The organism is Streptomyces sp. NPDC016640 (assembly GCF_043076215.1).
In the GTDB taxonomy this organism is placed as follows: Bacteria; Actinomycetota; Actinomycetes; order Streptomycetales; family Streptomycetaceae; genus Streptomyces.
In genome coordinates this window covers 116,887-142,132 of the sequence record NZ_JBIBRG010000014.1, presented here as the reverse complement: position 1 = coordinate 142,132, position 25,246 = coordinate 116,887, and the positions used below count along the sequence as shown (strand labels likewise).

Annotated in this window: 19 protein-coding genes; 12 read left to right on the top strand and 7 right to left on the bottom strand. The window is 73.0% G+C overall.

Features of this window, described 5'->3' with window-relative positions; all coding sequences use genetic code 11:
* Nucleotides 1–46: 46 nt before the first annotated feature.
* The 3 genes from ACF07S_RS26085 to ACF07S_RS26075 form a co-directional block, all read right to left on the bottom strand.
* Nucleotides 47–1,225, bottom strand: coding sequence for a phosphatidylserine/phosphatidylglycerophosphate/cardiolipin synthase family protein (locus tag ACF07S_RS26085; protein ID WP_391965879.1), 1,179 nt, complete (start codon nucleotides 1,223–1,225; stop codon nucleotides 47–49).
* Nucleotides 1,222–1,812 carry a DUF6328 family protein gene (locus ACF07S_RS26080; protein WP_391965880.1) on the bottom strand — a complete coding sequence of 197 codons (591 nt, stop codon included), beginning with the start codon at nucleotides 1,810–1,812 and terminating at the stop codon, nucleotides 1,222–1,224. Before ACF07S_RS26080 ends, ACF07S_RS26085 begins: the two co-directional genes overlap by 4 nt.
* Nucleotides 1,813–2,076: 264 nt before the next feature.
* Nucleotides 2,077–2,712 carry an MASE1 domain-containing protein gene (locus ACF07S_RS26075; protein WP_391975237.1) on the bottom strand — a complete coding sequence of 212 codons (636 nt, stop codon included), beginning with the start codon at nucleotides 2,710–2,712 and terminating at the stop codon, nucleotides 2,077–2,079.
* A 71-nt stretch (nucleotides 2,713–2,783) separates the two neighbouring features.
* Here ACF07S_RS26075 and ACF07S_RS26070 point away from each other — a divergent pair, with 71 nt between their 5' ends.
* From ACF07S_RS26070 to ACF07S_RS26060, 3 genes are all read left to right on the top strand, one after another.
* Nucleotides 2,784–3,134, top strand: a complete 351-nt coding sequence (locus ACF07S_RS26070) for a hypothetical protein (RefSeq protein ID WP_391975236.1) — start codon at nucleotides 2,784–2,786, stop codon at nucleotides 3,132–3,134.
* Nucleotides 3,135–3,370: 236 nt separating this feature from the next.
* Nucleotides 3,371–4,498 carry an acyl-CoA dehydrogenase family protein gene (locus tag ACF07S_RS26065; RefSeq protein WP_391975286.1) on the top strand — a complete coding sequence of 376 codons (1,128 nt, stop codon included), beginning with the start codon at nucleotides 3,371–3,373 and terminating at the stop codon, nucleotides 4,496–4,498.
* Between the two features lie 4 nt (nucleotides 4,499–4,502).
* Complete coding sequence (locus tag ACF07S_RS26060) at nucleotides 4,503–6,578, top strand: SpoIIE family protein phosphatase (protein ID WP_391975235.1); 2,076 nt, start codon at nucleotides 4,503–4,505, stop codon at nucleotides 6,576–6,578.
* Nucleotides 6,579–6,790: 212 nt separating this feature from the next.
* Here ACF07S_RS26060 and ACF07S_RS26055 read toward each other — a convergent pair whose 3' ends face one another.
* Nucleotides 6,791–7,147 (bottom strand): STAS domain-containing protein, encoded by a 357-nt coding sequence (locus ACF07S_RS26055; RefSeq protein ID WP_391965885.1) that lies wholly within the window; start codon nucleotides 7,145–7,147, stop codon nucleotides 6,791–6,793.
* A 590-nt stretch (nucleotides 7,148–7,737) separates the two neighbouring features.
* Between ACF07S_RS26055 and ACF07S_RS26050 the strand changes: the two genes are divergently transcribed.
* Nucleotides 7,738–11,715 (top strand): SpoIIE family protein phosphatase, encoded by a 3,978-nt coding sequence (locus ACF07S_RS26050; protein ID WP_391975285.1) that lies wholly within the window; start codon nucleotides 7,738–7,740, stop codon nucleotides 11,713–11,715.
* Nucleotides 11,715–12,002, top strand: a complete 288-nt coding sequence (locus tag ACF07S_RS26045) for an STAS domain-containing protein (RefSeq protein WP_391975234.1) — start codon at nucleotides 11,715–11,717, stop codon at nucleotides 12,000–12,002. Before ACF07S_RS26050 ends, ACF07S_RS26045 begins: the two co-directional genes overlap by 1 nt.
* 268 nt (nucleotides 12,003–12,270) lie before the next feature.
* Here the strand turns inward: ACF07S_RS26045 and ACF07S_RS26040 are convergent, their stop codons facing one another.
* Together ACF07S_RS26040 and ACF07S_RS26035 are read right to left on the bottom strand one after the other, a co-directional pair.
* Nucleotides 12,271–13,881, bottom strand: a complete 1,611-nt coding sequence (locus ACF07S_RS26040; protein ID WP_391975233.1) for a glycerol-3-phosphate dehydrogenase/oxidase — start codon at nucleotides 13,879–13,881, stop codon at nucleotides 12,271–12,273.
* Entirely contained in the window at nucleotides 13,878–14,486 is a 609-nt protein-coding gene (locus ACF07S_RS26035; protein ID WP_391975232.1) for a TetR/AcrR family transcriptional regulator, read from the bottom strand. Before ACF07S_RS26035 ends, ACF07S_RS26040 begins: the two co-directional genes overlap by 4 nt.
* A gap of 72 nt (nucleotides 14,487–14,558) precedes the next feature.
* Between ACF07S_RS26035 and ACF07S_RS26030 the strand changes: the two genes are divergently transcribed.
* From ACF07S_RS26030 to ACF07S_RS26005, 6 genes are all read left to right on the top strand, one after another.
* Nucleotides 14,559–16,148: an FAD-binding oxidoreductase gene (locus ACF07S_RS26030; protein WP_391965889.1), complete on the top strand. Its 1,590-nt coding sequence runs from the start codon at nucleotides 14,559–14,561 to the stop codon at nucleotides 16,146–16,148.
* A 71-nt stretch (nucleotides 16,149–16,219) separates the two neighbouring features.
* Nucleotides 16,220–17,101, top strand: a complete 882-nt coding sequence (locus tag ACF07S_RS26025; RefSeq protein WP_391965890.1) for a diacylglycerol/lipid kinase family protein — start codon at nucleotides 16,220–16,222, stop codon at nucleotides 17,099–17,101.
* Between the two features lie 213 nt (nucleotides 17,102–17,314).
* Nucleotides 17,315–17,752: a Fur family transcriptional regulator gene (locus ACF07S_RS26020; protein ID WP_391965891.1), complete on the top strand. Its 438-nt coding sequence runs from the start codon at nucleotides 17,315–17,317 to the stop codon at nucleotides 17,750–17,752.
* Between the two features lie 35 nt (nucleotides 17,753–17,787).
* Nucleotides 17,788–20,019 (top strand): catalase/peroxidase HPI, encoded by a 2,232-nt coding sequence (katG, locus tag ACF07S_RS26015; protein ID WP_391965892.1) that lies wholly within the window; start codon nucleotides 17,788–17,790, stop codon nucleotides 20,017–20,019.
* 149 nt (nucleotides 20,020–20,168) lie between these two features.
* The gene (locus ACF07S_RS26010) at nucleotides 20,169–20,402 is read left to right on the top strand and encodes a DUF2945 domain-containing protein (protein WP_391965893.1); all 234 of its coding nucleotides are present in this window, start codon (nucleotides 20,169–20,171) and stop codon (nucleotides 20,400–20,402) included.
* 5 nt (nucleotides 20,403–20,407) lie between these two features.
* Nucleotides 20,408–20,749: a DUF3140 domain-containing protein gene (locus tag ACF07S_RS26005; RefSeq protein WP_391965951.1), complete on the top strand. Its 342-nt coding sequence runs from the start codon at nucleotides 20,408–20,410 to the stop codon at nucleotides 20,747–20,749.
* A 427-nt stretch (nucleotides 20,750–21,176) separates the two neighbouring features.
* Here the strand turns inward: ACF07S_RS26005 and ACF07S_RS26000 are convergent, their stop codons facing one another.
* Nucleotides 21,177–21,629: a hypothetical protein gene (locus ACF07S_RS26000; RefSeq protein WP_391975231.1), complete on the bottom strand. Its 453-nt coding sequence runs from the start codon at nucleotides 21,627–21,629 to the stop codon at nucleotides 21,177–21,179.
* Between the two features lie 266 nt (nucleotides 21,630–21,895).
* On the opposite strand from ACF07S_RS26000, the gene ACF07S_RS25995 reads away from it, so the two are divergent.
* On the top strand, nucleotides 21,896–25,162 hold the full coding sequence (locus ACF07S_RS25995; RefSeq protein WP_391975230.1) for a family 78 glycoside hydrolase catalytic domain: 3,267 nt from the start codon (nucleotides 21,896–21,898) through the stop codon (nucleotides 25,160–25,162).
* The last annotated feature ends 84 nt before the right edge of the window (nucleotides 25,163–25,246 follow it).

Genomic DNA, 25,246 nt, shown 5'->3' with positions numbered 1-25,246 from the left:
CCGGTGCCGGGGGGCGTCCGGGGCGGGCACGGCAGGCGGCGGACCGCTACAGGAACCGGCGCAACGGCGTGACCGCCGCCTCGCGCAGCCGCCAGGTCACCGGGCGGCGCCGCCAGCGCTGGGGGTCGACGGGCTCACCGGCGCGACGGTCCTCGTCGAAGTCGCGGTCGAGCGCGGCCGTGAACTCCTCGTCGAGCACGGCCAGCATGACCTCCTCGTCGTGCTCCATCGACCGCCGGTTGAAGTTGGTGGAGCCGATCAGCGAGGCGACGCCGTCGACCGTGATGATCTTCGTGTGGAGCATGGTCGGCTGGTACTCGCGTATCTCGACGCCCGCGTCGAGCAGGGTCTGGTAGTGCTGCTGCCCGGCGATCCGGCAGGCCCGCTGGTCGGTGTACGGCCCGGGCAGCAGGATCTCCACCTTCACCCCGCGGCGGGCGGTCTCGGCGAGCAGCCCGACGAAGTACGTGTCGGGGGCGAAGTAGGCCGTGGACAGGCGGAGGCGCTCCTCCACGGAGGTCAGCACGATGCGCATGAGCGTCTGCATGTCCTGCCAGCCGAAACTGGCCGACCCGCGCACCACCTGCACGGTGGCCCGCCCGGGCTGCTCGTGCTCGGTGAACCGGTCGCGCTCGTCGTAGAGGGTGTCGTGGCACTCCGCCCAGTTCTGCGCGAACGCGGCGGCGATGCCGTCGACGGCCGGGCCCCGCACCCGTACGTGCGTGTCCCGCCACTCACCCGGGTTGCGTGCGTCGCCGCACCACTCCTCGGCGATGCCCACCCCGCCGGTGAACGCGGTGTGCTCGTCGACGACCAGGGCCTTGCGGTGACAGCGGTGGTTCTGCTTGAGGGGCGACAGCTGCAGCGGTTTGCGGAACCAGGCGACCTGGACGCCGGCCGCGTCCATGGCGTCGAGCAGGTTCCGCTCTATCTCCATCGCGCCGAACCCGTCGAGCAGCAGACGCACCCGCACCCCGGCCCGGGCCCGCTCGGCCAGCGCCTGCGCGAACTCCTGCGCTATGTCTCCCTTCCAGTACACGAACGTCATCATGTCCACGGTGTGCTCGGCCCCGCGGATCGCCTCGAGCATCGCGGGGAAGATCGCGTCGCCGTTGCGCAGCGGCACGATTTCGTTGCCCTCGGTCGCGGCGATGCCGAGCAGCCGCTCCAGGCGTCTTCGCAGCCGCTGCTTGCGCAGTTCCGACATGCTCGCGGTGGTGGTCATTCGGTGTCCTCGCCTTCCGGGCGCCGGGCGGAACGCCGGCGCAGCCACAGGGGGAGGGCGTACCAGGCCAGCGCGAACCACAGCATGACCACACCGGTGAGCAGTTCGGACAGCAGGCCCGGGACGACGACGTGCAGGATGAGCAGGAGCGTGCAGCCGATCGTCAGTGCCATCAGCACCATGCCGCCCACCATGAACCGGTGCGCGACCTCCACCAGGTCGTCCTTCATGCGCTGACCGGACAGGAAGCGATGGAGCGACACCGGCGCTATCAGGGACGCGGTGGCCGACGCCCCGAGCACCACGGTGAGCACGTAGACCACGTGGGCGAAGGTGCCCAGGCTCCTGAAGTGGCTGGTGAAGGCCACGCTCAGCAGGAATCCGAAGAGGATCTGGACGCCGGTCTGGGCGACCCGCGTCTCCTGCATGATCTCGTTCCATCTGCGGTTCACCCGCTCATGCGGTGTCTCCGGTGATTCCCGGTGCGCACCGGCGGTATCACCGTCGCCGCCGGTGGCCCCGTCTCTCTCGCCCGGGCGGGACCGTCCGGGGTCCGGCCGGTCCACCGGCTCCCTCGTCAAGGCCATCGACTTCCTCCCCACCTTCCGAGCACTCCTTGTGCCCCGCCCATGCATATGCATGCCGAGCAGCCGGAGCCTCCCCCGCCGGCGGCGCCCCGGCCCTCCCGGGACGTTCCTCCCGGGAGGGCCGGGGCGCGGGCACGGGCCCGCGGTGCCGGCCTGCCGCCGGTGCGCGCCCAACGGTCCGGCGCCCTGGTGGAGTCGGCGTACTCCGGGCCGCTCAGCGCGCCGTGCTCGTGCTCGGTGGTGCGCGTCTGCACCGGATGCCGGTCACCTGTCCGCGCCGTGCCGCCGTCCGTCCTCCTCCCGCGGCGGACGGAGGGCCGGCGGCTCTCCCGCGGTCGGACACTCCAGCACCTCGACCAGTTCCTGGCAGGCGCGCTCCACGGAACGCCGGGTGTTGCGCTGCTCGGCGATCACCGCGGACAGCAGCAGGGCGGTCAGCGCCAGCGCGCCGTCGAAGGCCTGGAGATCGATCATGAGCTGCACCTCGGACAGCCCTTCGAACGGCCCGACGCCGTCGGCCGCCGCCGCGGTGGCCACGACGGAGGCGAAGAGGGCGCACGTCATGCCGCCGCCGAGCTGGAACCGCAGGGCGGCCCGGACCAGCAGGGGATAGACGACGAACAGCGGACTGGCCGGGTTGTGCGTCGCCAGTGGTACCAGGCAGCCCGAGATCACCGTCAGCCCCAGTGCCTCCGGCCACCTCGACCAGCGCACGGGGGCAGGCACGCGCCGGATCACGAGCAGCAGCGGGGTGACGAGCAGGACGCCCATCGCGTCGCCCACCCACCAGGCAGGCCACACCTCCCGGACGTTCTCCGCCGCCGGATCACCGGTGGCGAGGAGGAGGCCCGCCCCGGCGGACGAGCTGATCAGCACGGCCGAGAAGGCGCCGAGGAGCACCAGGGCGCCGGGGCCCCGGAGGCCGCGGAACGTTCCCCGCCCGGTCGCCGAAGACGTCTAGTCTGTGGGGCATGGAGCAGCGCGAGATCATGCAGCGGAGCGTCGGCATCCTCACCGAAGCCCTGGAGATGCGGCGGCGACTGCGTGAGGACCCGAACGCCGACGTGACCCGGAACGGGGCCGTCGCCACGCTGCTGGAGGAGATGCTGCCGCACATCCAGCTGCCTGCCGACGCGAGCGTGCGCGAGGTGGCGGACATCGTCACCGAGAAGCTCGGCCCCGCCATCGTGCAGATCACCTCCGCGCTCACCCACGCCTTCGTCCAGCTCGCCGAGATCCACGACGAGGGCCGTACCGACGTCTCCTCCGCCGACGTCCTGCGCTCCCTCTCCCTGCACTACGAGACCGGCGGGAAGCGGTAGCCCCGGACGGGGAAGGGCCGCGGATCCGGGAGCGACCGGTGCGGACGCGGATGGCTGGGCACCGCAGGCGCGGTGGCCCTGCGGGTGACGACCGAGTACCCCATAGGGTGGGAAACCACGGGCGTCTGGCAGTAGTGCGCCGCGAGGACCGTCGTCCCCGCCGATGCTGTCGGCCGGGCCTGGGGAAGCAACGGAGTGCAGCGGTGATACGAGTGGAGCTCGGGGCTGCGGTGTCCATGGCGCGAGAGATCGGTGAGCAGGTTCTCGCCCCGGAGGCTGCGGTCGTGGACGAGGAGCGGAGATGGCCGGAGAAGGGTATGGCCGCGCTGCGGTCCCGGCTGGGTGGGCTGGTGGTGCCGGCCGAGTGCGGGGGGATGGGGCACGGGCTGCTGGCGGTGGCGCAGGTCGGTGAGGCGACGGGACGGGCCTGTGCCTCGACGTCGATCTGTTTCGGCATGCACCTCGTCGGCTCGGCGGTGATCGCCGCGAAGGCCAGCCGCCGACAGCAGGAGGCCTATGTGGAGCCGATCGCCGCCGGTGAGCATTTGACGACCCTGGCCCTGTCGGAGCCGGGCACGGGCGGCGAGTTCTGGCTGCCGCAGACCCGTATGGAGCGTGTGGGGGGTGACCGGCTGCGGTTGACCGGAGCGAAGAGCTTCGTCACCAACGCCGGTCACGCGGATTCCTATGTCGTCTCCACCCTGGCCGCCGGGCCGGGGACACCGCCGGGTCAGTTCTCCTGCACAGTGGTCGACGCCACCGTGCCGGGACTGGAGTGGGGGCCGCCCTGGCGGGGTTTCGGCATGCGCGGCAACACCTCGCGCGGGCTGGCGCTGCGAGGAGCCGAGATCGCCGACTGGTGCCTGCTGGGGGAGGAGGGCGATGAGATCTGGTACGTCTTCAACGTCGTCGCCCCCTACTTCCTGATGGCCATGGCCGGCACCTATCTCGGTGTCGCCGCGGCGGCTCTGGAGGAGGCCCGTACCGGTCTGCTGCGGCGCAAGGGAGCACGCGCCGGCCGGTCCGCCGCCGAGCAGCCGGTCGTCCAGCACCGCCTGGGCACGATGTGGGCCCGCGTGGAACGCACCCGGCGGCTGATATACCATGCCGCCGTCGAGGCGGAGATCGGCGGAGCGGAAGCCCTGCTCGGTCTCGCCTCGGCCAAGGCCGAGGTCGCCGACGCCGCCGAGGCCACCGTCAACGACGCCCTGACCCTGCTCGGCGGCATCGGCTACGGCGAACGCTCACCTCTCCACCGCATGCTGCGCGACGCCCGCGCCGCGCACGTGATGTCCCCGATGACCGATCTGCTGCGGGTGTGGACCGGCCGGGCACTGCTCGACGAACCCCTGCTCGAGGGCTGAAGCGGTGAACCCGATTCCGCCCCTGCTGCTGCTGGTCGGCCTTCCCCGGCAGACGGCCACTGCCATCACGGCCGAGCTGGCGGCGACCGCCGAGGTCGTCCAGTGCACCGCCGCGGACGTGCCGGCCCATACCGGTGGGACGCCCGGTCAGCGCCGGCCCACGGTAGTGGTCCTGGGGGAAACGGTCACGGCGCCCGTCGGACTCGTCCACTCCTTGCGGCCGCACCCCGCGGACCTGGCGGTCATCGTGACGGTCACCCCCGTCACGCGGGACAGGCTCGCCGTGGTCCCGCTTCTGTTCTCCGACGGTGTCGTCCGCCGTGTGGAGGGCGGCGAGGCGGCGCTGCGGATGCCCCGTGTCGCGGGCGAGTTGATGCAGCAGCTCACCCGCCGCCGTGCGCACGCCGCGACGCAGGCCACGGCCCAACAGCGGCTGCGCACCGGCGCGTCGATCGACCGGCAGCTGGGGGAGCGGCTGCTGGGACAGTTCCTGACCCAGGCGCCGATCGGTGTGCTCATGCTGGACGGTGACGCGGTGATCGCCTGGAACCGCCGGGCCGCCGACATCCTGGAGCTGACCGAACCCGAGAGTCTGCACCGGCCCGTGAGCGACCTGTTCCCCGAAGACCAGCGCAGCGCGCTGCACCACCACCTGACCGCCCCCGGGCAGCACCGGAACGCCGAGCCCGACACGTTCTTCGAACGGGTCCGTGGCGACGGCACCTCTCAGGCCCTGCGCATGGCTGCCCGGGAAGTCCTGGACACCGAGGGCCGCAGCCGCACCCTCGTCCTCACCGAGGACGTCACCGACCGCCTGCACGCCCAGTGCAAACTCGCCGAGCGCACCAGCCACGCTCTGCTCACCGCGGAGGTCGCCGCCGCCATGACGGCGCCGGGGCCCTTGCACGAACGGCTGCGCAGGTGCGTGCGCGCCGCCACCGACCGCTTGAGCGCCGACCGCGTCTGCATCTGGACCCTGAGCACCCGCGGCGAACTGGTACACGCCGTCTGCGCCCAGGACGACGCGTCCCCGGACGCCTCCTCGTGCCGGACGACTCAGCGCACCCTGGTGGAACATGTCGTCACGGCACGCCGTCCGTACCTGGACGTACCCTCTCGAACCGGCCCACGCTTCCCGCACGGTCCGGACGGCAGCGGCTCATTCGCCGGTTTCCCTCTCGTCTCCGGCGGAGAGCTGCTCGGCGTACTCGCGCTGACCACGTCTCTGGCGGTACCGGGCTCGGTCCTGAGCACCTTGGAGAACATCGCCGACCAGGTGGCCGTCGGCACGCAGCAGGACCGCCTGCTCAACCGTCTCAGAGAGGCGACCCGGGCCCTCGAACGCCCCTTGCTGCCACCGCACCTGCCCGACCTGCCCGGCTTCGATCTCGCCGCCCGTTACGCCCCCTTCAGCCAGGGCCTGCACATCGGCGGCGACTTCTACGACGCCTTCACCTCCCCCGACGGCCACCACGTCCTGGTTCTCGGGGACGTCTGCGGAAAAGGGCCCGACGCGGCCGCCATCACCGGCCTGGTCCGCCACACCCTGTGGACCGCTGCCCAGCACACCAGCGATCCCGCCCACGTCCTCACCCTGGTCAACAGCGCGCTGCGCCGCCAGAACACCCCCTTCTGCACCCTCGTCTACGTGGTCGTCGACACCACCCTCGCCCCGGCCCGCCTGCGGATCGCCAACGCAGGCCACCCCGCACCGCTCCTGCGCCGAGCAGACGGCGACACCCGGCCACTGGAGACACGGGGCAGCCTGCTGGGTGTACTGGACACGCCACGCCACCCGGTCACCGAAGTGGAACTGCGACCCGGCGACAGCCTGGTGCTCTACACCGACGGCTTCACCGAAGGAGCCGGCGCCACAGACCAACGCGACCCGGAAGACCTCGCTGTCATCACCGCCTCACTGCCGCCGGCAGGTACGGCACGCCCTGCCGAGAACATCGCCACCGCCCTGTTGGACGACGCCTACCGGTGGTGGGGTGAGCGGCTGCGCGACGACCTCGCCGTCCTGACCCTGACAGCCCTGTCGGCGTCAGCCCCCGCCCCGGGGCCCGACCCGCAGTGAGTCCGGCACTTCAGGGTGACGACGGGTGGGCCGGGGAAGACCGCCCCCGGCGCGGCGTTCGGCCCGCCTCGGCCCGGCCGAGGCGGGCCTTGCGACGGCTACCGGACCGGCCGTCCCGGGGAGCACGCCCCCGCCCGTCCCGTGCAGCGGCAGGACGGAGGCGAGACGGGTGAGTACGAGGAGGAGGCGTCCGGCCTCGGGCCGGCTCCTGGTCAGTGGCGCAGCGCGGCGAAGGCGTCGTCGACGGTGGGGTGGAAGGTGAACACCTGACTGAGACCAACGGTCTGGAAGACCCGGGTGAGGTCATGACTGAGTCCGGCCAGGCCGAAGGAACAGCCGGCGGCCTCGGTGCGGTGGTAGGCCGTCACGAGCACGGTGATGCCCGTCGAGTCGCAGTAGGTGAGTCCGCACAGGTCGATGACCAGGGGGGTGCCGGGGCCGAGGGAAACACTGTTCAGCACCTGGGTGAGCTGTGGCGCGGTGTGGTGGTCGAGTTCGCCGGTCACCGTCACCACGACGGGACCCGCCTCGTGGGCCTGCTGTTCGACGGTCAGGATGGGCTCGGTCACCGGTTCTCCTGGCAGGTGATTCTGCTGAGCACACGAGCGGGCAAGGTGTCCGCACGTGGGTACCCGGGGGCGGTGGCCAAGCGTCTGTCCTCCCCGGCGGCCGGGTCGGGAAGACGTGTCGGCACACTGGATGTCATCGCCTGCGGCCTCCTGCGCGAGTGGTTCCGTCCCCATGCCGGGCGCTGGTGCACCGACTGGTCGGCTTATTCTACGAAGCGATCGCCCCCGACGAGGACAAGCCGGTCACGGCAGCGGGCCGGAAGGACGTGCCGGGCGGACGCGCCTCGTGCCGGGTCCCGGGCGGTCCGGTGGAAAGGGCGTCTCGTTCCGGACACGAGGACGGAGCGGGCTACGGTGCGGCCGACACGGTGGCTGGGGTCGGGCGGCGTGAGGAAAGGGTTCCTGCAGTGCGTTCTCCAGATCCCGGGCACCCGTCGCCGACCGCGGCGACCGGCGTCTTCGCCTCGGACGCGGAGGTCGGCGGAGACCTTGCCGCGGTGGACTGGGCCGCGACCCGGCTCGGGCCACCGGACGGCTGGCCGCAGAGTCTGCGGACGGCGGTCAGCATCCTGCTGTCGTCCCGGTTTCCCATGTGGATGGCCTGGGGACCCGATCTGACGTTCTTCTGCAATGCCGCCTACCGCCGGGACACCCTGGGGCAGAAGTACCCCTGGGCCCTGGGCCGCCCCGCGAACGAGGTGTGGGCGGAGATCTGGGACGACATCGGCCCGCGGATCGACGCGGTGCTGGCCACGGGCGAGGCCACGTGGGACGAGGCACTGCTGCTGTTCCTCGAACGGTCCGGATATCCCGAGGAGAGCTATCACACGTTCTCCTACAGCCCCCTGCGGGACGACACCGGCGCGGTGGTCGGGATGCTGTGCGTGGTCAGCGAGGAGACCGAGCGGGTCATCGGCGAGCGGCGGATGGCGACGCTGCGGGACCTCGGCTCGGACCCCAGCGTCGTGCGGACCGAGGAGGAGATGCTGGCCTTCGCCGGGCAGCAGCTCGGCCGCAACCCGCACGACCTTCCGTTCACGCTGACGTACCTGTTCGAGGGGGACGGCAAGGCCCGGCTGGCGGGATGCACCGGGCTGACCGCGGGGCACCCCGCAGCGCCCGCGAGTCTGCCGGCCGAGGCAGCGGATGCCCTGTGGCCGACCGCCGGCCCCGCCCGGGGGGAGTCCGGAGTGCTGCAGCTCGGCGGTGCCCGGTTCGCGGCCCTGCCCGCGGGGGAGTGGCCGGAGCCGCCCACCCAGGCCCTGGTGGTACCGCTGCTGCAACAGGGCAGCGCCCCGTACGGGTTTCTGGTGGCCGGGCTGAACCGGTACCGTCCGTTCGACGCGGGCTACCGCGGTTTCGTCGAACTGGTCGCCGGGCACATCGCGTCCGGTGTCTCCAGCGCCCGCAGCTACGAGGCCCAGCAGCGCAGGGCCGAGGAACTGGCGGAGCTGGACCGGGCGAAGACCACCTTCTTCTCCAACATCAGCCATGAGTTCCGCACCCCACTGACACTGATCATGGGACCGGTGGAAGAGCTCCGCGCGCAGTTCGCCGGGGGCGACCCCCAGGTGCTCGAGGAACTGGAGGCCGTGCACCGCAACGCCGTGCGGCTGGGCAAACTCGTCAACAGCCTGCTCGACTTCTCCCGTATCGAAGCCGGCCGGATGCAGGCCAGGTACGAGCCGGTCGACCTGTCGGCGGTCACCGCCGAGCTGGCCAGTGTCTTCCGCTCGGCCGTGGACAGGGCCGGTCTCGGGTTCGAGGTCGACTGCGCCCCGCTCGGCGGACCGGTGCACATCGACCGCAGCATGTGGGAGAAAGTCGTCCTCAACCTGCTCAGCAACGCCCTGAAGTTCACCTTCGAGGGGTCCGTCCGCGTCTCGGTCCGTGCCGCGGACGGCCACGCGGTGGTCACGGTCGCCGACACCGGTATCGGTGTGTCCGCCGAGGACATGCCCAGGCTCTTCGAGCGCTTCCACCGCATCGGGACCGCCCGCTCCCGTTCCAACGAGGGCAGCGGTATCGGCCTCGCCATGGTGAAGGAGCTCGTCGGCCTGCACGGCGGCACGATCACCGCCCACAGCACGGTGGGCCAGGGCACCAGTTTCACCGTCCGGCTGCCCTTCGGCTCCGGCCATCTGCCCGCGGACGCCCTGGCACCGGCCGCACCCGGCGCGGCGGTCTCGGCCACGGCCGAACCGTACGTCCTGGAGGCGCTGCGCTGGCTGCCCTCCGACCCGTACGCCGCGGACGGGCCGGTGGTGCCCACGTCCGACGGCGCCGCGGCCTGCACCTCCGGCCCCGTCGTTCCGGCACGAGTGCTGATCGCGGACGACAACGCCGACATGCGCGAGTACCTCACCCGTATCCTGCGGGGCGCCGGATACCGGGTGGAAGCGGTCACCGACGGACACGAAGCCCTGGAAGCCGTGCGCTCCGACGCTCCCGACCTGGTGATCAGCGACGTCATGATGCCCCGCCTCGACGGACTGTCCCTGGTGCGGGAGCTGCGCGCGGATGCGCGCACCGCGGCCGTCCCCGTCCTGCTGCTGTCCGCCCGGGCCGGGCAGGAGGCCTCCATCGAGGGTCTGCAGGCCGGTGCCGACGACTACCTCGTCAAGCCGTTCGCGGCGGCGGAACTGCTGGCACGGGTGCGGGCCAGCGTGGAACTGTCCCGTCTGCGGAACCACCAGGCCCGCTGGCGCACCGCTCTGATCGACTCCCTCCAGGAGGCGTTCTTCGTCTGCGACGAGGAAGGCGCGGTCGTCGAGATCAACGCGGCGTTCACGGACATCCTCGGATACGGCCCCGAGGGCCTGCCCTACCACCCGATCCACCCCTGGTGGCCCGAGGCCGGCAGCAGTCCGGAGGGCCACGGGCAGGTCGCCCGCGCCTTCGCCGCATTGATGGAGGAGGGACACGGCCGCTACACCGTGCCCGTCACCCACCGCGACGGGCACCGGTTGTGGATCGACGTCGCCTTCAACCACGCCCAGGACCCCGACACCGGGCACCGCGTGATCGTCGGCACCTTCCGGGACGTCACCGCCGAGCACTACACCATCCAGCGCGACAGCGCCCTGGCGGCGCTGAGCCTGCGCGTCTCCCAGGCCACGAGCCTGCCCGAAGCCCTGAGCGGTGCACTGGGGGAACTGAAGGAACTGTGGCGCGCCCGACAGGTGATGGCCGTCGTCTTCGGCCACGACACGGATCCCGTACTGACTGCCACGGACTCCGCCCCCGACTGGCGGGAACTGCCCGCCGACCGGCGTGAAGCGCTCACCGCCCTGCGGGAGCGGCCCCTGCTGACCCCGGACACCGGTCACACCAGTGCGGGCATCACCGTGGAGCATCCCGACGGCCCCATGGTGCTGTGGATGGACCTGGGCTCCGGCCGGCCCTTCACGAACGAGGACCAACTGCTGCTGTCGCTGTTGGCCGGGCACCTGGCCCAGGGCCTGGTCCGCGTCCACCAGATCGACCAACAGCGCGAGACCGCCATCGCCCTGCAGCGGGCGATCCTCGGCCCCTCCCACCTGCCCGACGGCTTCGCCGTACGCTACGAACCGGCCACCCGGCCTCTGGAAGTGGGCGGTGACTGGTACGACACCGTGCCGCTGCCCGACGGACGGATCGGCATCGTCGTCGGGGACTGCGTCGGCCGCGGACTGCAAGCGGCCAGCGTCATGGGCCAACTGCGCAGCGCCTGCCGGGCCCTGCTCCTGCAGGACGCCAGTCCCGCGCAGACCCTCATGGCCCTGGACCGCTTCGCCGCCGGCGTCGCCGGTGCGCTGTGCACCACCGTCTTCTGCGGTGTGCTCGACCCCGGCACCGGCCGTCTGACCTACTCCAGCGCCGGGCACCCACCGGGCATCCTCGCCCTCCAGGACGGAACCACCCGCCTGCTCGAGGACGGCAGGTCCCTGCCCCTGGCGGTGCGCCCCGGCCGAGCGCGCCCCGAGGCGGAGTGCACGATCCCGGCCCGGGCCACCCTGCTGCTGTACACCGACGGCCTCGTCGAGCGCCGCCGCCGCCCGCTGAGCGTCGGCATCGACCAGGCCGGCGCCGTCGTCCAGGACGGCGGGGACGTCACCGTGGAGGAGCTCGCCACCCAGGTCATGACCCGTCTGGCACCCGACAGCGGTTACGACGACGACGTCGCTCTGCTGCTGTACCGCCACCCCGCGCCGCTGGAGGTCACCTTTCCCGCCGAGTCCGCCCAGCTGGCGCCGGTCCGTCAGGCGCTGCGCACCTGGCTCGAACGCTGCCGGCTGCCCCCGCAGACGGCGCGCAACGTTCTGGTGGCCGCCGGCGAAGCCTGCGCCAACGCCGTCGAACACGGTCACCGCCACGCCCCCGGGGAGCCCGTGCGGCTGCGCGCCGAGGCCTACGCGAACGACCTGCGCCTGGTCGTCACCGACACCGGGCGATGGAGGACCCCCCGACCGGAGGCCGACGCACACCGAGGCCGCGGCATGATCCTGATGAGAGCCATGATGCAGCACGTCACCATCACCTCCGGCGTCGCCGGCACCACCGTCGACATGCGCACGGGGATCGCCTGATGAGTACCGCGCTCACGCTGACCCCCGGCCGGCGTCCCGACGGCACCGCGCTGCTGACCGCCGTCGGCGAAATCGACATGACCAACACCGACGCCCTCTCCGCGGCCCTGGACGCCGTGCACGGTCCGGTCGTGCTCGACCTCACCGGCGTCGAATACCTGGACAGCGCCGGCCTCAACGTACTGTTCGCCCGCGCCGACCGGGTCGAACTCGTGGCCACTCCTCTCCTCGCTCCCGTGCTGACGATCTCGGGACTCGCCGGCCTCACAACCGTCCATGGTCTGTAGCGGACGCCGGGGTCCCTTCCGGGTCCAGGGGTTCCGTCGGACGAACGGTGTGACCAGGGTGGCCGGGTCACCGGCGGGCGGCTGGGAGCCGGCCGTCGAAGGCGGATCCGGTCCCGGTCCTGGCGGGCGGAACGGCGGAAGGAGTTCCGCAGCAGATGCACCACAGGTCTGCACGATCGTCCACGGCCTTCGCCGACACGGCCACTGCCGCCTCGCCGGCCCCGGCCACGTTCTCACCGGTCGTCGACGCACCCTCCACGATCGGGAGTCACACCGGACGATCCGCCGTCCCACTGCCGCCCGAGCCGGGGAGGAGGCTGCCGTCCAGGAGTTCGCGGACCGCCTCCAGTGCCCTGGCGCGGTCGGCGGGGACGAGCCCGATGCGGGTGCGGCGGTCGAGCAGGTCCGCCTCGTCGAGCGCTCCCTCGTGGCGCAGGGACCACAGCAGCTCGGCGCCGGTGACCGGGTAACCGGGCAGCACCGGCTCGTCGAGCCGGGCGTCCCGCGTGCCGAGCGCTCGCACCGCCGGCGCCTCCGTTCCGTAGCGCCCGACCAGGCGGTGCGGCGCGGGCAGCCGGGCGAGCACGTGCGGCGGTGCGGCACCCACGAGGGGCAGCGAGGCGGTCGTGGACGGGCCGGCCGGCAGCCGGCGGACGCGTACGGCGGTGTCGACGGCGTCCTCTGCCATGCGCCGGTAGGTGGTGAGTTTGCCGCCGACGACGGTGACGACGCCCTCGGCGGAGGTGAGGACGGCGTGCCGCCGTGAGAGGTCGGCGGTCCTCGGTGCCGTACCGCCCCGCTCCGGCGCCGTGTCCAGCAGCGGGCGCAGTCCGGCGAAGGCGCCGGCCACGTCGCCGCGGTGGAGGGGGACGTGCAGGACGGAGCGGAGGACGTCCAGGAGGAAGCCGATGTCCGTCTCCGGTGCCTCCGGGACGTCGGGGAGATCGCCGTCCACCGGTTCGTCGGTGAGGCCGACATAGACCCGGCCGTCGTCCTGGGGGAGGACGAGCACGAAACGGTTGTTCTCCCCGGGGACCGGGATGTGCACTCCCGCGGGCAGCGGGCCGAGGCTCTCGGGGCGCAGCACGAGGTGGGTGCCGCGGGAGGGGCGGATGCGGACGCCGTCGACGAGGCCGCCCGCCCAGACACCGGAGGCGTTGATCACCGCACGGGCGCGGATCTCGCCCTCCTCGCCGGTGAGTTCGTCACGGACCCGGGCGCCCGCCGGGCCGAGGCCCAGGACCCGGACCCGGGTGAGGATCCGTGCGCCGCGCCCTGCGGCCGTACGGGCGAGGGCGGTCACCAGACGGACGTCGTCGCTGAGGCGGCCGTCCCAGGACAGCAGTCCGCCCCGCAGCCCGTCGCCGCGCAGGGCGGGGACCAGCCGGTGGGTCTCCACCGCGGAGAGCCGGCGCGGCGGGGGCAGGGTGGCCCGCGCCGTGCGGGCGGCCAGGCGCAGCGTGTCCCCGGCCCGGAAGCCCGCCCGGGCCAGCGCCGCCCGGCCGCGGGAGACCAGGGGAGTCAGGGGCAGCACGAACGGCTGGGCCCGCACGAGGTGGGGCGCGGTGCGCTCCATGAGCACCCCGCGCTCCACCGCGCTCTCGTGGGCGACGCCGAGCTGTCCGGAGGCGAGATAGCGCAGTCCGCCGTGGACGAGCTTGCTGCTGAAGCGCGAGGTGCCGAAGGCCAGGTCGTGGGCGTCGACGGCGACCACGCTCAGACCGCGGGCCGCGGCGTCCAGAGCGGCCCCGGCGCCCGTGGCGCCGAGACCGACGACCAGCACGTCGACGGCGGGACCGCCCACGGAGTCGGTCAGTTCACGCCTCCGCCGGGCGGCGGACAGGGACGAGCCGGGGACCGGGCCGCTGAGGGACGTCATGGCGTGAGGGTCCTCTCCAGGATGTCGCGCAGCTCGCCGAGGAAGGCCTCACCGGCCAGCTCGGGGTCGTCCTCGTCGGTCATGGTGCGCAGGGACAGGGTGAAGGACTGCACGACCAGCAGCACCGACCGGGCCTGCCGTGCCGGATGGCCGGCGCGCACCGAGCCGTCGGCGTGCCCCTCGCGCAGGGCGCCGGCCAGCAGGTCCAGCAGGGCTTCCTGGCTCGCCCCGCGCCGGTCCAGCACATAGGGCAGGAGCAGTTCGGGGTCCACGTCGAGGATCTTCCGGAAGAGCGGATGGGCGCCGAAGGCGCGTACCGCGGCCACCAGTCCTTCGGTGAGCGTGTCGCGGACGGGCACCCCCGGCCGGCGCTCGGGGAGGGCCCCGGTCGCCACGGCGATCCACTCCCGGGTCATCAGGTCGCCGACGAGGGTGCGCACGTCGGGCCATCGCCGGTACAGCGTCATCCGGGAGACCCCGGCACGGCGGGCCACGTCGGTGAGCGTGGTGCGGCGCACCCCGACGGCCAGGACACAGTCCCGTACCGCGTCCAGTACCGCGTCGTTGTCCGAACCCGTGGAACCGTTGTGACGAATAGGCGTCATGTGTCACAGTGTAACGCCCAGGGCTGTCGGACGACGGCACCGCTCGAGGGCGAACCGGTGAGGATGACAGTCATGGACATGCTGTGGAATGGCTGGGGCGACCCGGCCAGGGCGACGCCGCTGCCCGGCACGGTGACCGGACTGCTGCGCGACCTGCTCGGCGTGGAGCCCCGCCCGGCCGGACCCGTCGCCCTCGAGGACGTGGACGTCCCCGACAGCCCGCTCGCGCCCGCCGCCCACCGCGCCCTGGCCGCGGCCCTGGGCGAGGCCCATGTGCGCACCGACGCCGGGACCCGCCTCCGGCACACGCGCGGCAAGTCCACCCCCGACCTGCTGCGCATCCGCGAGGGCGACCTCGCCGACGTCCCGGCGGCCGTGCTCCTGCCCGCCGGGCACGACGAGGTGCTCGCCGCCCTGCGGGTCTGCGCCGGACACGGCCTGCCCGCGGTGCCGTTCGGCGGCGGCACCTCCGTCGTCGGCGGCCTCGCCCCCGCGCCGCGCGGTGCCTTCGTCGCCCTGGACCTGCGCCGCATGGACCGCCTGCTCGCCCTCGACCCGGTGTCGCGCACCGCCACCCTGCAACCCGGCCTCCGCGCCCCGCGGGCCGAGGCGCTGCTCGCGGAACACGGCCTCACCCTCGGCCACTTCCCCCAGTCCTACGAGTGGGCCACCATCGGCGGCTTCGCCGCCACCCGCTCCAGCGGCCAGGCGTCCGCCGGCTACGGCCGCTTCGACGAGATGGTGCTCTCCCTCACCCTGGCCACTCCCGAGGGCACCCTCGACACCGGACGCGCCCCGCGCTCGGCCGCCGGTCCCGACCTGCGCCAGCTCGTCCTCGGATCGGAGGGGGCGTTCGGCGTCATCACCTCGGTGACGGTGCGCGTCCGCCCCGTCCCGCGGACCCGCGTGTACGAGGGCTGGCACTTCCCCTCCTTCGAGGAGGGGACCACCGCGCTGCGCCGGCTCGCCCAGGACGGTCCCCTTCCGACCGTGCTGCGCCTGTCCGACGAGACCGAGACGCTGGTCGGCCTCGCGCACCCCGACGCGATCGGCTCCGGCCCGCCGCAGCCGGCCGGATGCACGGCCGTCGCCGGTTACGAGGGAACGCAGGAGGACACCGCCCGCCGCCGGGAAGGAGCCGCGGCCGTACTGCGCGAGTGCGGCGGAACACCCCTCGGCGGGGAACCGGGCCGGCGCTGGGCCCACGGCCGCTACACGGCCCCCTACCTGCGCGACGCGCTCCTCGACGCCGGGGCCTTCACGGAGACGCTGGAGACGGCGGCGTTCTGGTCCCGCGTCCCCGCCCTGTACGCCGCCGTCCGCGACGCGCTCACGGCCACGCTCACCGGCGCCGGCACCCCGCCCCTGGTCATGTGCCACATCTCCCATGTCTACGAGAACGGCGCCTCGCTCTACTTCACCGTGGTCTGCGCCCGGGGCGAGGACCCCGTGGCGCACTGGACCCGTGCCAAGCACGCCGCCAACGAGGCGATCCTGGCCGCCGGCGGCACGATCAGCCACCACCACGGGGTGGGCACCGACCACCGTGACTGGTACGTCCGCGAGGCCGGCCCGCTGGGCATCGACGCCCTGCGCGCCGTGAAGCGGCGACTGGACCCGGCAGGGCTGCTCAACCCCGGCGTCCTCCTGCCCGCCGACTGACCCGGACCGACCCGGCTCCCCGTCGGGTCACCGCTCGTCCCCGTCCCGCAGGCCGCCCGGGAGGCACACCGATGCGACAGTTCACCGCCGTCGTCAACCCCGCCGCGGGCACGGCCGGCGGGGCGGCCGCGCTGCTCGCCCTGGCCCGGCACCTGCGGCAGCAGGGAGCCGGCCTGTGCACCGAGTACAGTCGCGGCCTGGACCACGCGCGGGAACTGGCCCGCGACGCCGGCCGGCGGGGGCGGGTCGTCCTCGCCGTCGGCGGCGACGGCATCGCGGGCGCCGTCGGCGGCGCCCTCAGCGGGACCGGCGCGGTACTCGGCCTCGTCCCCGCGGGCCGCGGCAACGACTTCGCCCGCGCGCTCGGGCTGCCCGGGGACCCGGCGGCCCTGGCCCGCGTCCTGCTCCACGGCGCACCCCGGCCGGTCGACACCGTCGAGGTCCGCTCCGCCGTCCACGACCGCACCGTCGTCCTCGGCGGTGTGTACGCCGGCGTGGACGCGCTCGCCAACCGTCACGCCAACCGGCCCGGGCTGCTCAAGGGCTCCGCGTCCTACTACGCGGGCGGCCTGCGGGCCGCCGCCACCTGGCGGCCGGCCCGTTACCGGGTCACCGTCGACGGGGAGGAGCACCCGCACACCGGATACACGGTGGTGGCCGCCAACTCCGGCTACTACGGATCGGGCCGCGTCATCGCCCCCGGCGCCCGCGTGGACGACGGCCTGCTGGACATCGTCATGATCGCTCAGGCGCCCCGATGGCTGTTCTTCGCCCTGATGAACGAGCTCAGGACCGGCGGACACGTCCACCGGCCGCAGGTGCGGATCCTGCGGGGCCGCGAGGTCCGCATCTCGGCCGACCGCGACATCCCCTACGGGGCCGACGGCGAGGTCGACGCCGCCCTCCCCGTGACACTCAGGGTCCTGCCCGGGGCACTGCGCGTCCTGTACTGACGGTCCCGGCCGCCGGCCGGGACCGGGCGCCGTGGTGGTGCCGGGCCGACCGGGCGAGCGACACGGCGCCGAGCAGGAGTCCGACGTCGCGCGGCGCGTCACCGCAGCGGCCGGGACGCAACTCGGGAGTCACCCGCCGTTACCGGACACGACCCAAGACTGGACTGGTTCGTTCTCTGGAATTACTCGCGTCTGGCCCTATAGGTTCGCCCCATGACCGCATCCCGGCCGCCGGCCGTCGCCGAGGAACTCCGCGGCGCGGGCCTTCGCGCGACGGCCGCCCGCGTCGCGCTGCTCGAGACCGTCCGCGGGGGCGGCCACCTCGGAGTCGAGGCGATCGCCTCCGAAGTGCGCCGGCGCATAGGGCACGTCTCCCTGCAGGCGGTGTACGAGGCGCTCAACGCGCTCGCCGGGGCGGGGCTGGTACGCCGTGTCGAGCCGGCCGGCAGCCCCGCCCGCTACGAGGGACGCGTCGGGGACAACCACCACCACCTGGTGTGCCGGTCCTGCGGCGCCGTCGCCGACGTCGACTGCGCGGTCGGAGAGGCGCCCTGTCTGACCGCGTCCACCGGTCACGGTTTCGCGATCGACGAGGCCGAGGTCATCTACTGGGGCCTGTGCCCCGCCTGTTCCACCTCCCGTAGTACGTGAACCGCGCGAACCCTTTTCGCCCCGGAAGGACTTCCATGACCGAGAACCACGACGCGATCGTCACCGAACCCAAGGCGGGAGAGGCAGGCGGCTGCCCGGTCGCGCACGGGCGCGCCCCGCACCCCACCCAGGGTGGCGGAAACCGCCAGTGGTGGCCGGAGCGGCTGAACCTGAAGATCCTCGCCAAGAACCCGGCCGTGGCGAACCCGCTCGGTGAGGACTTCGACTACGCCGCGGCGTTCCAGGCCCTCGACCTCCCGGCGGTGAAGCGGGACATCGCCGAGGTGCTGACCACCTCGCAGGACTGGTGGCCGGCCGACTTCGGCCACTACGGCCCGCTCGTCGTCCGGATGGCGTGGCACAGCGCGGGCACCTACCGCATCAGCGACGGCCGCGGCGGTGCCGGCGCGGGCCAGCAGCGCTTCGCCCCGCTCAACAGCTGGCCGGACAACGCCAACCTCGACAAGGCCCGGCGCCTGCTGTGGCCGGTCAAGAAGAAGTACGGCAAGAGCCTGTCGTGGGCCGACCTGCTGATCCTCTCCGGCAACGTCGCCCTGGAGTCGATGGGCTTCAAGACCTTCGGCTTCGCCGGCGGCCGCGCGGACGTCTGGGAGCCGGAGGAGGACGTCTACTGGGGCCCCGAGTCCACCTGGCTCGGCGACGAGCGCTACACCGGCGACCGTGAGCTGGAGAACCCGCTGGGCGCGGTCCAGATGGGCCTCATCTACGTCAACCCGGAGGGGCCCAACGGCAACCCGGACCCGGTCGCCGCGGCCCGCGACATCCGCGAGACGTTCGGCCGGATGGCGATGAACGACGAGGAGACGGTCGCCCTGATCGCGGGCGGCCACACCTTCGGCAAGACCCACGGCGCGGGCCCGGCGGAGCACGTCGGTGCCGACCCGGAGGCCGCCTCGTTCGAGGAGCAGGGCCTGGGCTGGAGGAACACCTTCGGCACCGGCAAGGGCGCCGACACGATCACCAGCGGTCTCGAGGTGACCTGGACCAACACCCCGACGACCTGGGACAACAGCTTCTTCGAGATCCTCTTCGGCTACGAGTGGGAGCTCTTCAAGAGTCCCGCCGGCGCCCACCAGTGGCGGCCGAAGGACGGCGCGGGGGCGGGCACCGTGCCCGACGCCCACGACCCGTCGAAGACCCACCAGCCGACGATGCTGACGACGGACCTCGCACTCCGGTTCGACCCGGTCTACGGTCCGATCTCGCGCCGTTTCCTGGAGAACCCGGAGGAGTTCGCGGACGCCTTCGCCCGCGCCTGGTACAAGCTGACCCACCGCGACATGGGCCCGAAGTCGCTGTACCTCGGCCCGGAGGTCCCGGCGGAGACGCTGCTGTGGCAGGACCCGCTGCCCGAGCGGACCCACGACCTCGTCGACGCCGCGGACATCGCCGCCCTCAAGGAGCAGGTCCTCGCCTCGGGCCTGTCGGTGTCCGAGCTGGTGTCGACGGCATGGGCGTCGGCCTCGTCCTTCCGCGGCAGCGACAAGCGCGGCGGCGCCAACGGCGCGCGCATCCGCCTGGAGCCGCAGCGCGGCTGGGAGGCCAACGACCCCGACCGGCTGGCGACCGTGCTGGGCACGCTGGAGGGCGTCCGTGAGTCCTTCAACGCCGCCCGGACCGGCGGCCCGCAGATCTCCCTCGCCGACCTGATCGTGCTGGCCGGTGCCGCGGCCGTCGAGCAGGCCGCCCGGGCGGGCGGTGTCGACGTCGAGGTCCCGTTCGCACCGGGCCGCGTGGACGCCTCGCAGGAGCAGACCGACACGGAGTCGTTCGCCGCGCTCGAGCCGGCCGCCGACGGATTCCGCAACTACCTCGGCAAGGGCAGCCGGCTGCCGGCCGAGTACCTGCTGCTCGACAAGGCCAACCTGCTGACGCTGAGCGCCCCGGAGATGACGGTCCTCGTCGGCGGTCTGCGCGTCCTGGACGCGAACCACCGGCAGTCCTCCCACGGTGTTCTCACCACGGCCCCCGGAACCCTGACGAACGACTTCTTCGTCAACCTGCTCGACCTGGGCACGCAGTGGAAGGCCACGTCCGGGGACCAGACCACGTTCGAGGGCCGTGACGCGGCCACCGGCGAGGTCAAGTGGACCGGCACCCGCGCCGACCTGGTCTTCGGATCGAACTCCGAGCTGCGTGCGCTCGCGGAGGTCTACGCGAGCGACGACGCGAAGGAGAAGTTCGTGCGGGACTTCGTCAAGGCGTGGGACAAGGTCATGAACCTGGACCGGTTCGACCTCGTCTGATCCGTTCGCCGCGCTGATCCGCACTGATCCGCACCGTCCGGGCCGGCCCCCGTGGGCCGGCCCGGACGTGTGTCGCTCCCGAGATGCGTGCCGGCCGCCCGGCCCGCAGGGTGGAACAGAGCCGACCGCCGGTGAAGGAGGCGCCTGGGATGGGCAAGGACAGCGACCACCGCAAGAAAATCCGCGAGGGCGACGAGGTCGCCTGGAGCAGCCACGGCAGCGAGACGACGGGCAAGGTCGAGAAGGAGATCACCGGGCGCACCGAGGCGGCCGGGCGCACGGTCGCCGCCTCCGAGGAGGAACCGCAGTACGAGGTGCGCAGCGACAAGTCGGGGAAGTCCGCGGTCCACAAGCCCTCCGCGCTCAAAAAGAAGAAGAAGTGAGCACCGTGGAACAGGAACGCAAGGACGAGACCTGGGACGAGTTCCGCGAGCTGGTCAACATGAAGCCGGCCGACCTCGAGCAGTGGCTCGGAACGCAGGAGTCGCGCAGCGCGGGACAGCACAAGGACGGCGGCGAGTCCACCGGGCACGCCTCCGGCCGCCGCATCGTGGACCTCCTCGGCGCCGGGCGCGAGGACCTCTCCGACGACGACTACGAGCACATGCGCAAGGTCGTCGGCTACATCCGCCGCCACCTCGCCCAGCGTCCGTCCGGCGACGTACGCGACACACGCTGGCGCCACTCACTGATGAACTGGGGCCACGACCCGCTCGCCGGAGAGTCCTAGGTTCCGCCCCGGGGCCGACGCGGTCACGGGCGCCGGGATCACCCGTTCACGCGGGCGGCGTGTGCCGCGCGTCACGCCGCCCCGCCGGGCCCGGGGACGGGAACCCGCTCCGGGAGCAGTCGCGCGACCGACCGGCCGGACACGGCCGGGCCGCCCGGAGCGACGGCGCCGTTCCACGTGGTGCCGGGCACCGTGACGGCTCCGCCCGGACCGGAAATATTTTCAGGGGCATGACAATTTCATCGGCGGGTGCGCCTCCGGCTGACGCTTTCGGCGCGCTGCCGAGGGCTGCCGGCCTGAGGTGATCCGGCGCTACCGCGGCCCCTCGGTCCCGTGACGCCATGCCGGGGCGGGGCGGAGGCGGTGAAGGTCTCGGAGGACTCGCGGCAGGCCGTCTCCCGTCATCCGGAGAGCGGCCGGAATCCGGTCAGGCCACACGCGCGCGTTCCCGCACCGGGCTGACGGGCTCGGGCCGGGCGCGTGCCACCGACGTGGTGCGCGGGACCGCCGGGGTGCGGACGGCCGGGCGGACGCGGTACGTCGTCCGGTTCGGGTCCACGACGGGCTCGCCGAGGGTGATCCGGCCGGCCGCGTGCAGTTCGTCGCACGCGGCGGTGGGCAGGGCCGCGTAGCAGCCGCCGGCGCCGGTGGCGGAGTCGAGCGGGCGCCAGTAGCTGTATCTGCGGCGGCCGCCGGCGTACACGGTGACGTACGTGGGGCTGCGGGGGTCGGAGATGATGCGCAGCACTTCGGCGTGGGCGGAGCCGGCCGGGGTCTGCGCCCGGGCCGGGCCGTCCCGGAACCCGGCCGTCGACGATCCGCCCCGGCGCGCGGTCGGCAGGACGGCGACGGTCTTCGTACGGTCGATGGTGGAGAGCATCAGCTGGACCTTTCCGGAGCCGGGACACGAGACCGTCTACCCAGCGGGGCGCCGGAGTTGATCTCCTTTTAAGATCATTGTGCAACCTCACACCGACAACGGGGGAGCATTACACGCCGTTTCGGTGCGGGCGTTTCCCTCTTCTCACCGGCATCCCCTCCGTCACACCTCTTGTAGCGCCTCACGGGGCGTCCATAGGATCGCCGAAGAGCGGGAGTGAATCGTTTCAACCGTCGTGATCCAGGGACGAGTGAGGAACGCACATCATGGCTGAAGGATGGAAGCGAAGGGTCTTCCTGCAGGGGACCGTGGCCGCCGGAGCGGGCCTCGGCGCGTTCACCGCCGCCGCGCCGGCGACCGCCGCACCGCCCCCCGGGCCGCGGGCGGCCGGGCTGCACATCGTGCGCACCAGTGCGGAGTACGCCGGGACACTGCTCGGCACCGACGTCGAACGGCCCCGCCTCTCCTGGGAATTGGCGGCGCCGGGGCACGGTGCCCGGCAGAGCGCGTACCGCGTCCAGGTGGTCCGCGACCACGCCCGCTGGGGCGGCCGCAAGGTCTGGGACTCCGGGAAGGTCACCTCGGACCGTACGGTCGGCGTCGTCTACGACGGCCCGGCACTGCTCCCCCGCACCCGCTACTTCTGGCGCGTGCGGGTGTGGGACGCGCGGGGACGCGCGTCGCGCTGGAGCGAACCGCGCTGGTGGGAGACAACGCTGTCCGATAATGACTGGCGGGCGCGCTGGATCGGTGCGGAAACCCCGCCGGAGCCCCCGTCGTTCGAGAACGCCTCCTGGATCTGGTCGCCGGGCGCCACCTCCTCCGACGCGCCCGAGGGCCCGCGGTGGTTCCGGGCACGGCTGGCACTGCCGCCGGGAACGGCGGTCCGGCGGGCGGTGGTCGTCGCCACCGCCGACGACGACCTCACGCTCTACGCGGGCGGGGAACGGGCGTTGCGCGCCCCGCAGCAGCAGGACGGCTGGCGCACCGGGCACACCGCCGACGTCACGGCACTCCTGCGTGCCGGTGAGGACGCCGACGGGGGCGGCGAGGCCGTCCTGGCCGCACTCGCCACCAACCGGGGCGGGGCCACGGTCAATCCGGGCGGCCTGCTGGTGCGTCTGGTCGTGGACACGGCCGACGGGCAGCGCCACGAACTGGTCACCGGCCCGCAGTGGCGTACCTCGGAGACCGAGCAACAGGGCTGGCAGCGACCGGACTTCGACGACACGGGCTGGGCGCGAGCAGCCGTCCTCGCACCGTACGGCCAGGGGCCCTGGGGTTCGGGCGTGTCGGTGGCGGTGCCGGAACAGCCCGCGCCGCTGCTGCGCAGGGCCTTCCGCGTGCGCAAGGAGATCTCCGCGGCGCGGTTGTACATCAGCGGCCTCGCCTACTACGAGGCGCACCTCAACGGCCGCCGCGTCGGGCGCCAGGTCCTCGACCCGGGTTTCACCGACTACGACCACACCGTGCTGTACGCCGTGCACGACGTGACCGAGCTGCTGGAGCGCGGCGAGAACGCCCTCGGCGTCACCCTCGGACGCGGCTTCTTCGGCATGACCACCCCGAACGTGTGGAACTGGCACCGCCCGCCCTGGCACGGCGAGCCGCGCCTCCTCGCCCAGCTGGAGATCGACCACCCGGACGGTTCCCGCACCACCGTCGTCTCGGACGGCGACTGGCGGCTGGCCGAGGGCCCGACCCGCTCCGACTCGCTGTACGCGGGCGAGACCTTCGACGCCCGCCTGGTCCCCGCCGGCTGGACCCGCCCGGGATTCGACGACGCCGCGTGGCGCCCGGCCGTGGTGCGGCGGGCACCCGCCGGCACGCTGCGCGCCCAGCCGCACGATCCGATCGAGATCGCCGAGACGGTGCGCCCCACGGAGATCACCGAGCTGCGGCCCGGCGTGTACGTGGCCGACATGGGCCGCACCATGGCGGGCTGGACGCGGCTGACCGTACGGGACGCCGCCGAGGGGACCGTGGTGCGGCTGGTGCACGGCGAGAAGCTGAAGGCCGACGGCAGCGTGCACGCCGAGACGGGCCATGTGCCCGGCCGCTTCCAGACGGACGAGTACGTGTGCGCGGGGGGCGGCGAGGAGGTGTGGGAACCCTCCTTCTCGTACAAGGGCTTCCGCTATGTGCAGATCAGCGGGCTGCCCGCGCGGCCCTCACCCGGCCAGGTGCTCGGCCGGGTGGTGCACACCCGGGTCGAGGAGGTCAGCTCCTTCTCCTGCTCCGAGCCGTTCTACGAGTGGCTGGACGGGGCCATGCGCCGGACCGTGCTGAACAATCTGCACGGCATCCCGACCGACACGCCGATGTACGAGAAGAACGGCTGGACCGGTGACGCGCAGCTCGGCGCGCCCGTCATGGCGTACGCCTTCGGGATGCACCGGTTCCTCTCCAAGTGGCTCGGTGACCTGGCGGACAGTCAGACCGGGGACGGGCAGCTGCCCGTGATCGTGCCGAGCGGCGGCTGGGGCTACGGCGATCTGGGCCCCTCGCCCGAGTGGACCACGGTGTACCCGTTCCTGGTGCGCGAGTTGTACCGCGTGTACGGCGACGAGCGGGCCGCCCGTGAGCACTGGACGCCGCTGGTGCGCTACCTGGACTGGGAGTTGTCCCGGCTGCGGGACGGGCTGGCGGTCACCGCGCTGGGCGACTACCTGCCGCCGGGGTACGGCGGCAACCCGCCCGAGGACACCCGGCTCACCGCGACGGCGTATCTGCACCGCGCCCTGCTGCACACCGCGGAGACGGGCGACCTGCTGAGCGAGCGGGAGACCGCGGCCCGCTACCGGGCGGCGGCCGGGCAGTTGAAGGACGCGTTCAACGCCGCCTTCCTCGGGCCGGAGGGGCACTACCGCACGGCCAGGGATCCCGGCTACCGGCAGACGTCCAACGCCGTGCCGCTCGCCTTCGGCCTGGTGCCGCCGGGGGCCCGCGCCACCGTCGTCGACAGCCTGGTGAGGGACGTCGAGGAGCGCGGCAACCACCTGAACACGGGCGCGCTGGGCACCAGCGTGCTGCTCAGGGTGCTGTGCGCGCACGGCCGTCCGGACGTGGCGCACGCCGTGGCCACCCAACGCACCTTTCCCGGCTGGGGGTTCTGGCACGAGCAGGGTGCCGACACGATGTGGGAGATGTGGCCGCTGGACTCCCGTTCCCGCGACCACTACTTCCAGGGCACGGTCGCGCAGTGGCTCTACGAGAACGTGGCCGGCCTGCGGCCCGGCGACGCCGGTTACCGCACCTTCGTGGTACGGCCCGACGCCCGCACGGGAGTGGACTGGGCGCGCACCTCGATACGGACCGTGCGCGGACCGGCCGCCGTGTCCTGGTCGCGGATCGACGGCCGGGTGCGGCTGGCGGTGCAGGTCCCCGTGGGCGCGGCCGCCGACGTCCATGTGCCGGGGGACGACGCCTCCCGCGTCGACGCGCCCCAGGACGCGCGGTTCCTGCGCGTGGAGCCGGATTTCGTGGTCTACCGGGTGCCGCACGGACGGTGGGAGTTCACCGGCCGGGCGTAGGCCTCACGCACGGCCGGTGACGCGGCCCCCGCCGTCCGCGCGGTACCGGACGCGTACATCGTGCCGCCGTCGCGGAAGGCGTGC

What these genes read in the sequence shown, in the direction of transcription:
- ACF07S_RS26085 (WP_391965879.1), bottom strand. Translation starts at nt 1,225, where the DNA reads ATGACCACCACCGCGAGCATGTCGGAACTGCGCAAGCAGCGGCTGCGA.
- ACF07S_RS26080 (WP_391965880.1), bottom strand. Translation starts at nt 1,812, where the DNA reads ATGGCCTTGACGAGGGAGCCGGTGGACCGGCCGGACCCCGGACGGTCC.
- ACF07S_RS26070 (WP_391975236.1), top strand. Translation starts at nt 2,784, where the DNA reads ATGGAGCAGCGCGAGATCATGCAGCGGAGCGTCGGCATCCTCACCGAA.
- ACF07S_RS26065 (WP_391975286.1), top strand. Translation starts at nt 3,371, where the DNA reads ATGGCGCGAGAGATCGGTGAGCAGGTTCTCGCCCCGGAGGCTGCGGTC.
- ACF07S_RS26050 (WP_391975285.1), top strand. Translation starts at nt 7,738, where the DNA reads ATGTGGATGGCCTGGGGACCCGATCTGACGTTCTTCTGCAATGCCGCC.
- ACF07S_RS26045 (WP_391975234.1), top strand. Translation starts at nt 11,715, where the DNA reads ATGAGTACCGCGCTCACGCTGACCCCCGGCCGGCGTCCCGACGGCACC.
- ACF07S_RS26040 (WP_391975233.1), bottom strand. Translation starts at nt 13,881, where the DNA reads ATGACGTCCCTCAGCGGCCCGGTCCCCGGCTCGTCCCTGTCCGCCGCC.
- ACF07S_RS26035 (WP_391975232.1), bottom strand. Translation starts at nt 14,486, where the DNA reads ATGACGCCTATTCGTCACAACGGTTCCACGGGTTCGGACAACGACGCG.
- ACF07S_RS26030 (WP_391965889.1), top strand. Translation starts at nt 14,559, where the DNA reads ATGGACATGCTGTGGAATGGCTGGGGCGACCCGGCCAGGGCGACGCCG.
- ACF07S_RS26025 (WP_391965890.1), top strand. Translation starts at nt 16,220, where the DNA reads ATGCGACAGTTCACCGCCGTCGTCAACCCCGCCGCGGGCACGGCCGGC.
- ACF07S_RS26020 (WP_391965891.1), top strand. Translation starts at nt 17,315, where the DNA reads ATGACCGCATCCCGGCCGCCGGCCGTCGCCGAGGAACTCCGCGGCGCG.
- katG (WP_391965892.1), top strand. Translation starts at nt 17,788, where the DNA reads ATGACCGAGAACCACGACGCGATCGTCACCGAACCCAAGGCGGGAGAG.
- ACF07S_RS26010 (WP_391965893.1), top strand. Translation starts at nt 20,169, where the DNA reads ATGGGCAAGGACAGCGACCACCGCAAGAAAATCCGCGAGGGCGACGAG.
- ACF07S_RS26000 (WP_391975231.1), bottom strand. Translation starts at nt 21,629, where the DNA reads ATGCTCTCCACCATCGACCGTACGAAGACCGTCGCCGTCCTGCCGACC.
- ACF07S_RS25995 (WP_391975230.1), top strand. Translation starts at nt 21,896, where the DNA reads ATGGCTGAAGGATGGAAGCGAAGGGTCTTCCTGCAGGGGACCGTGGCC.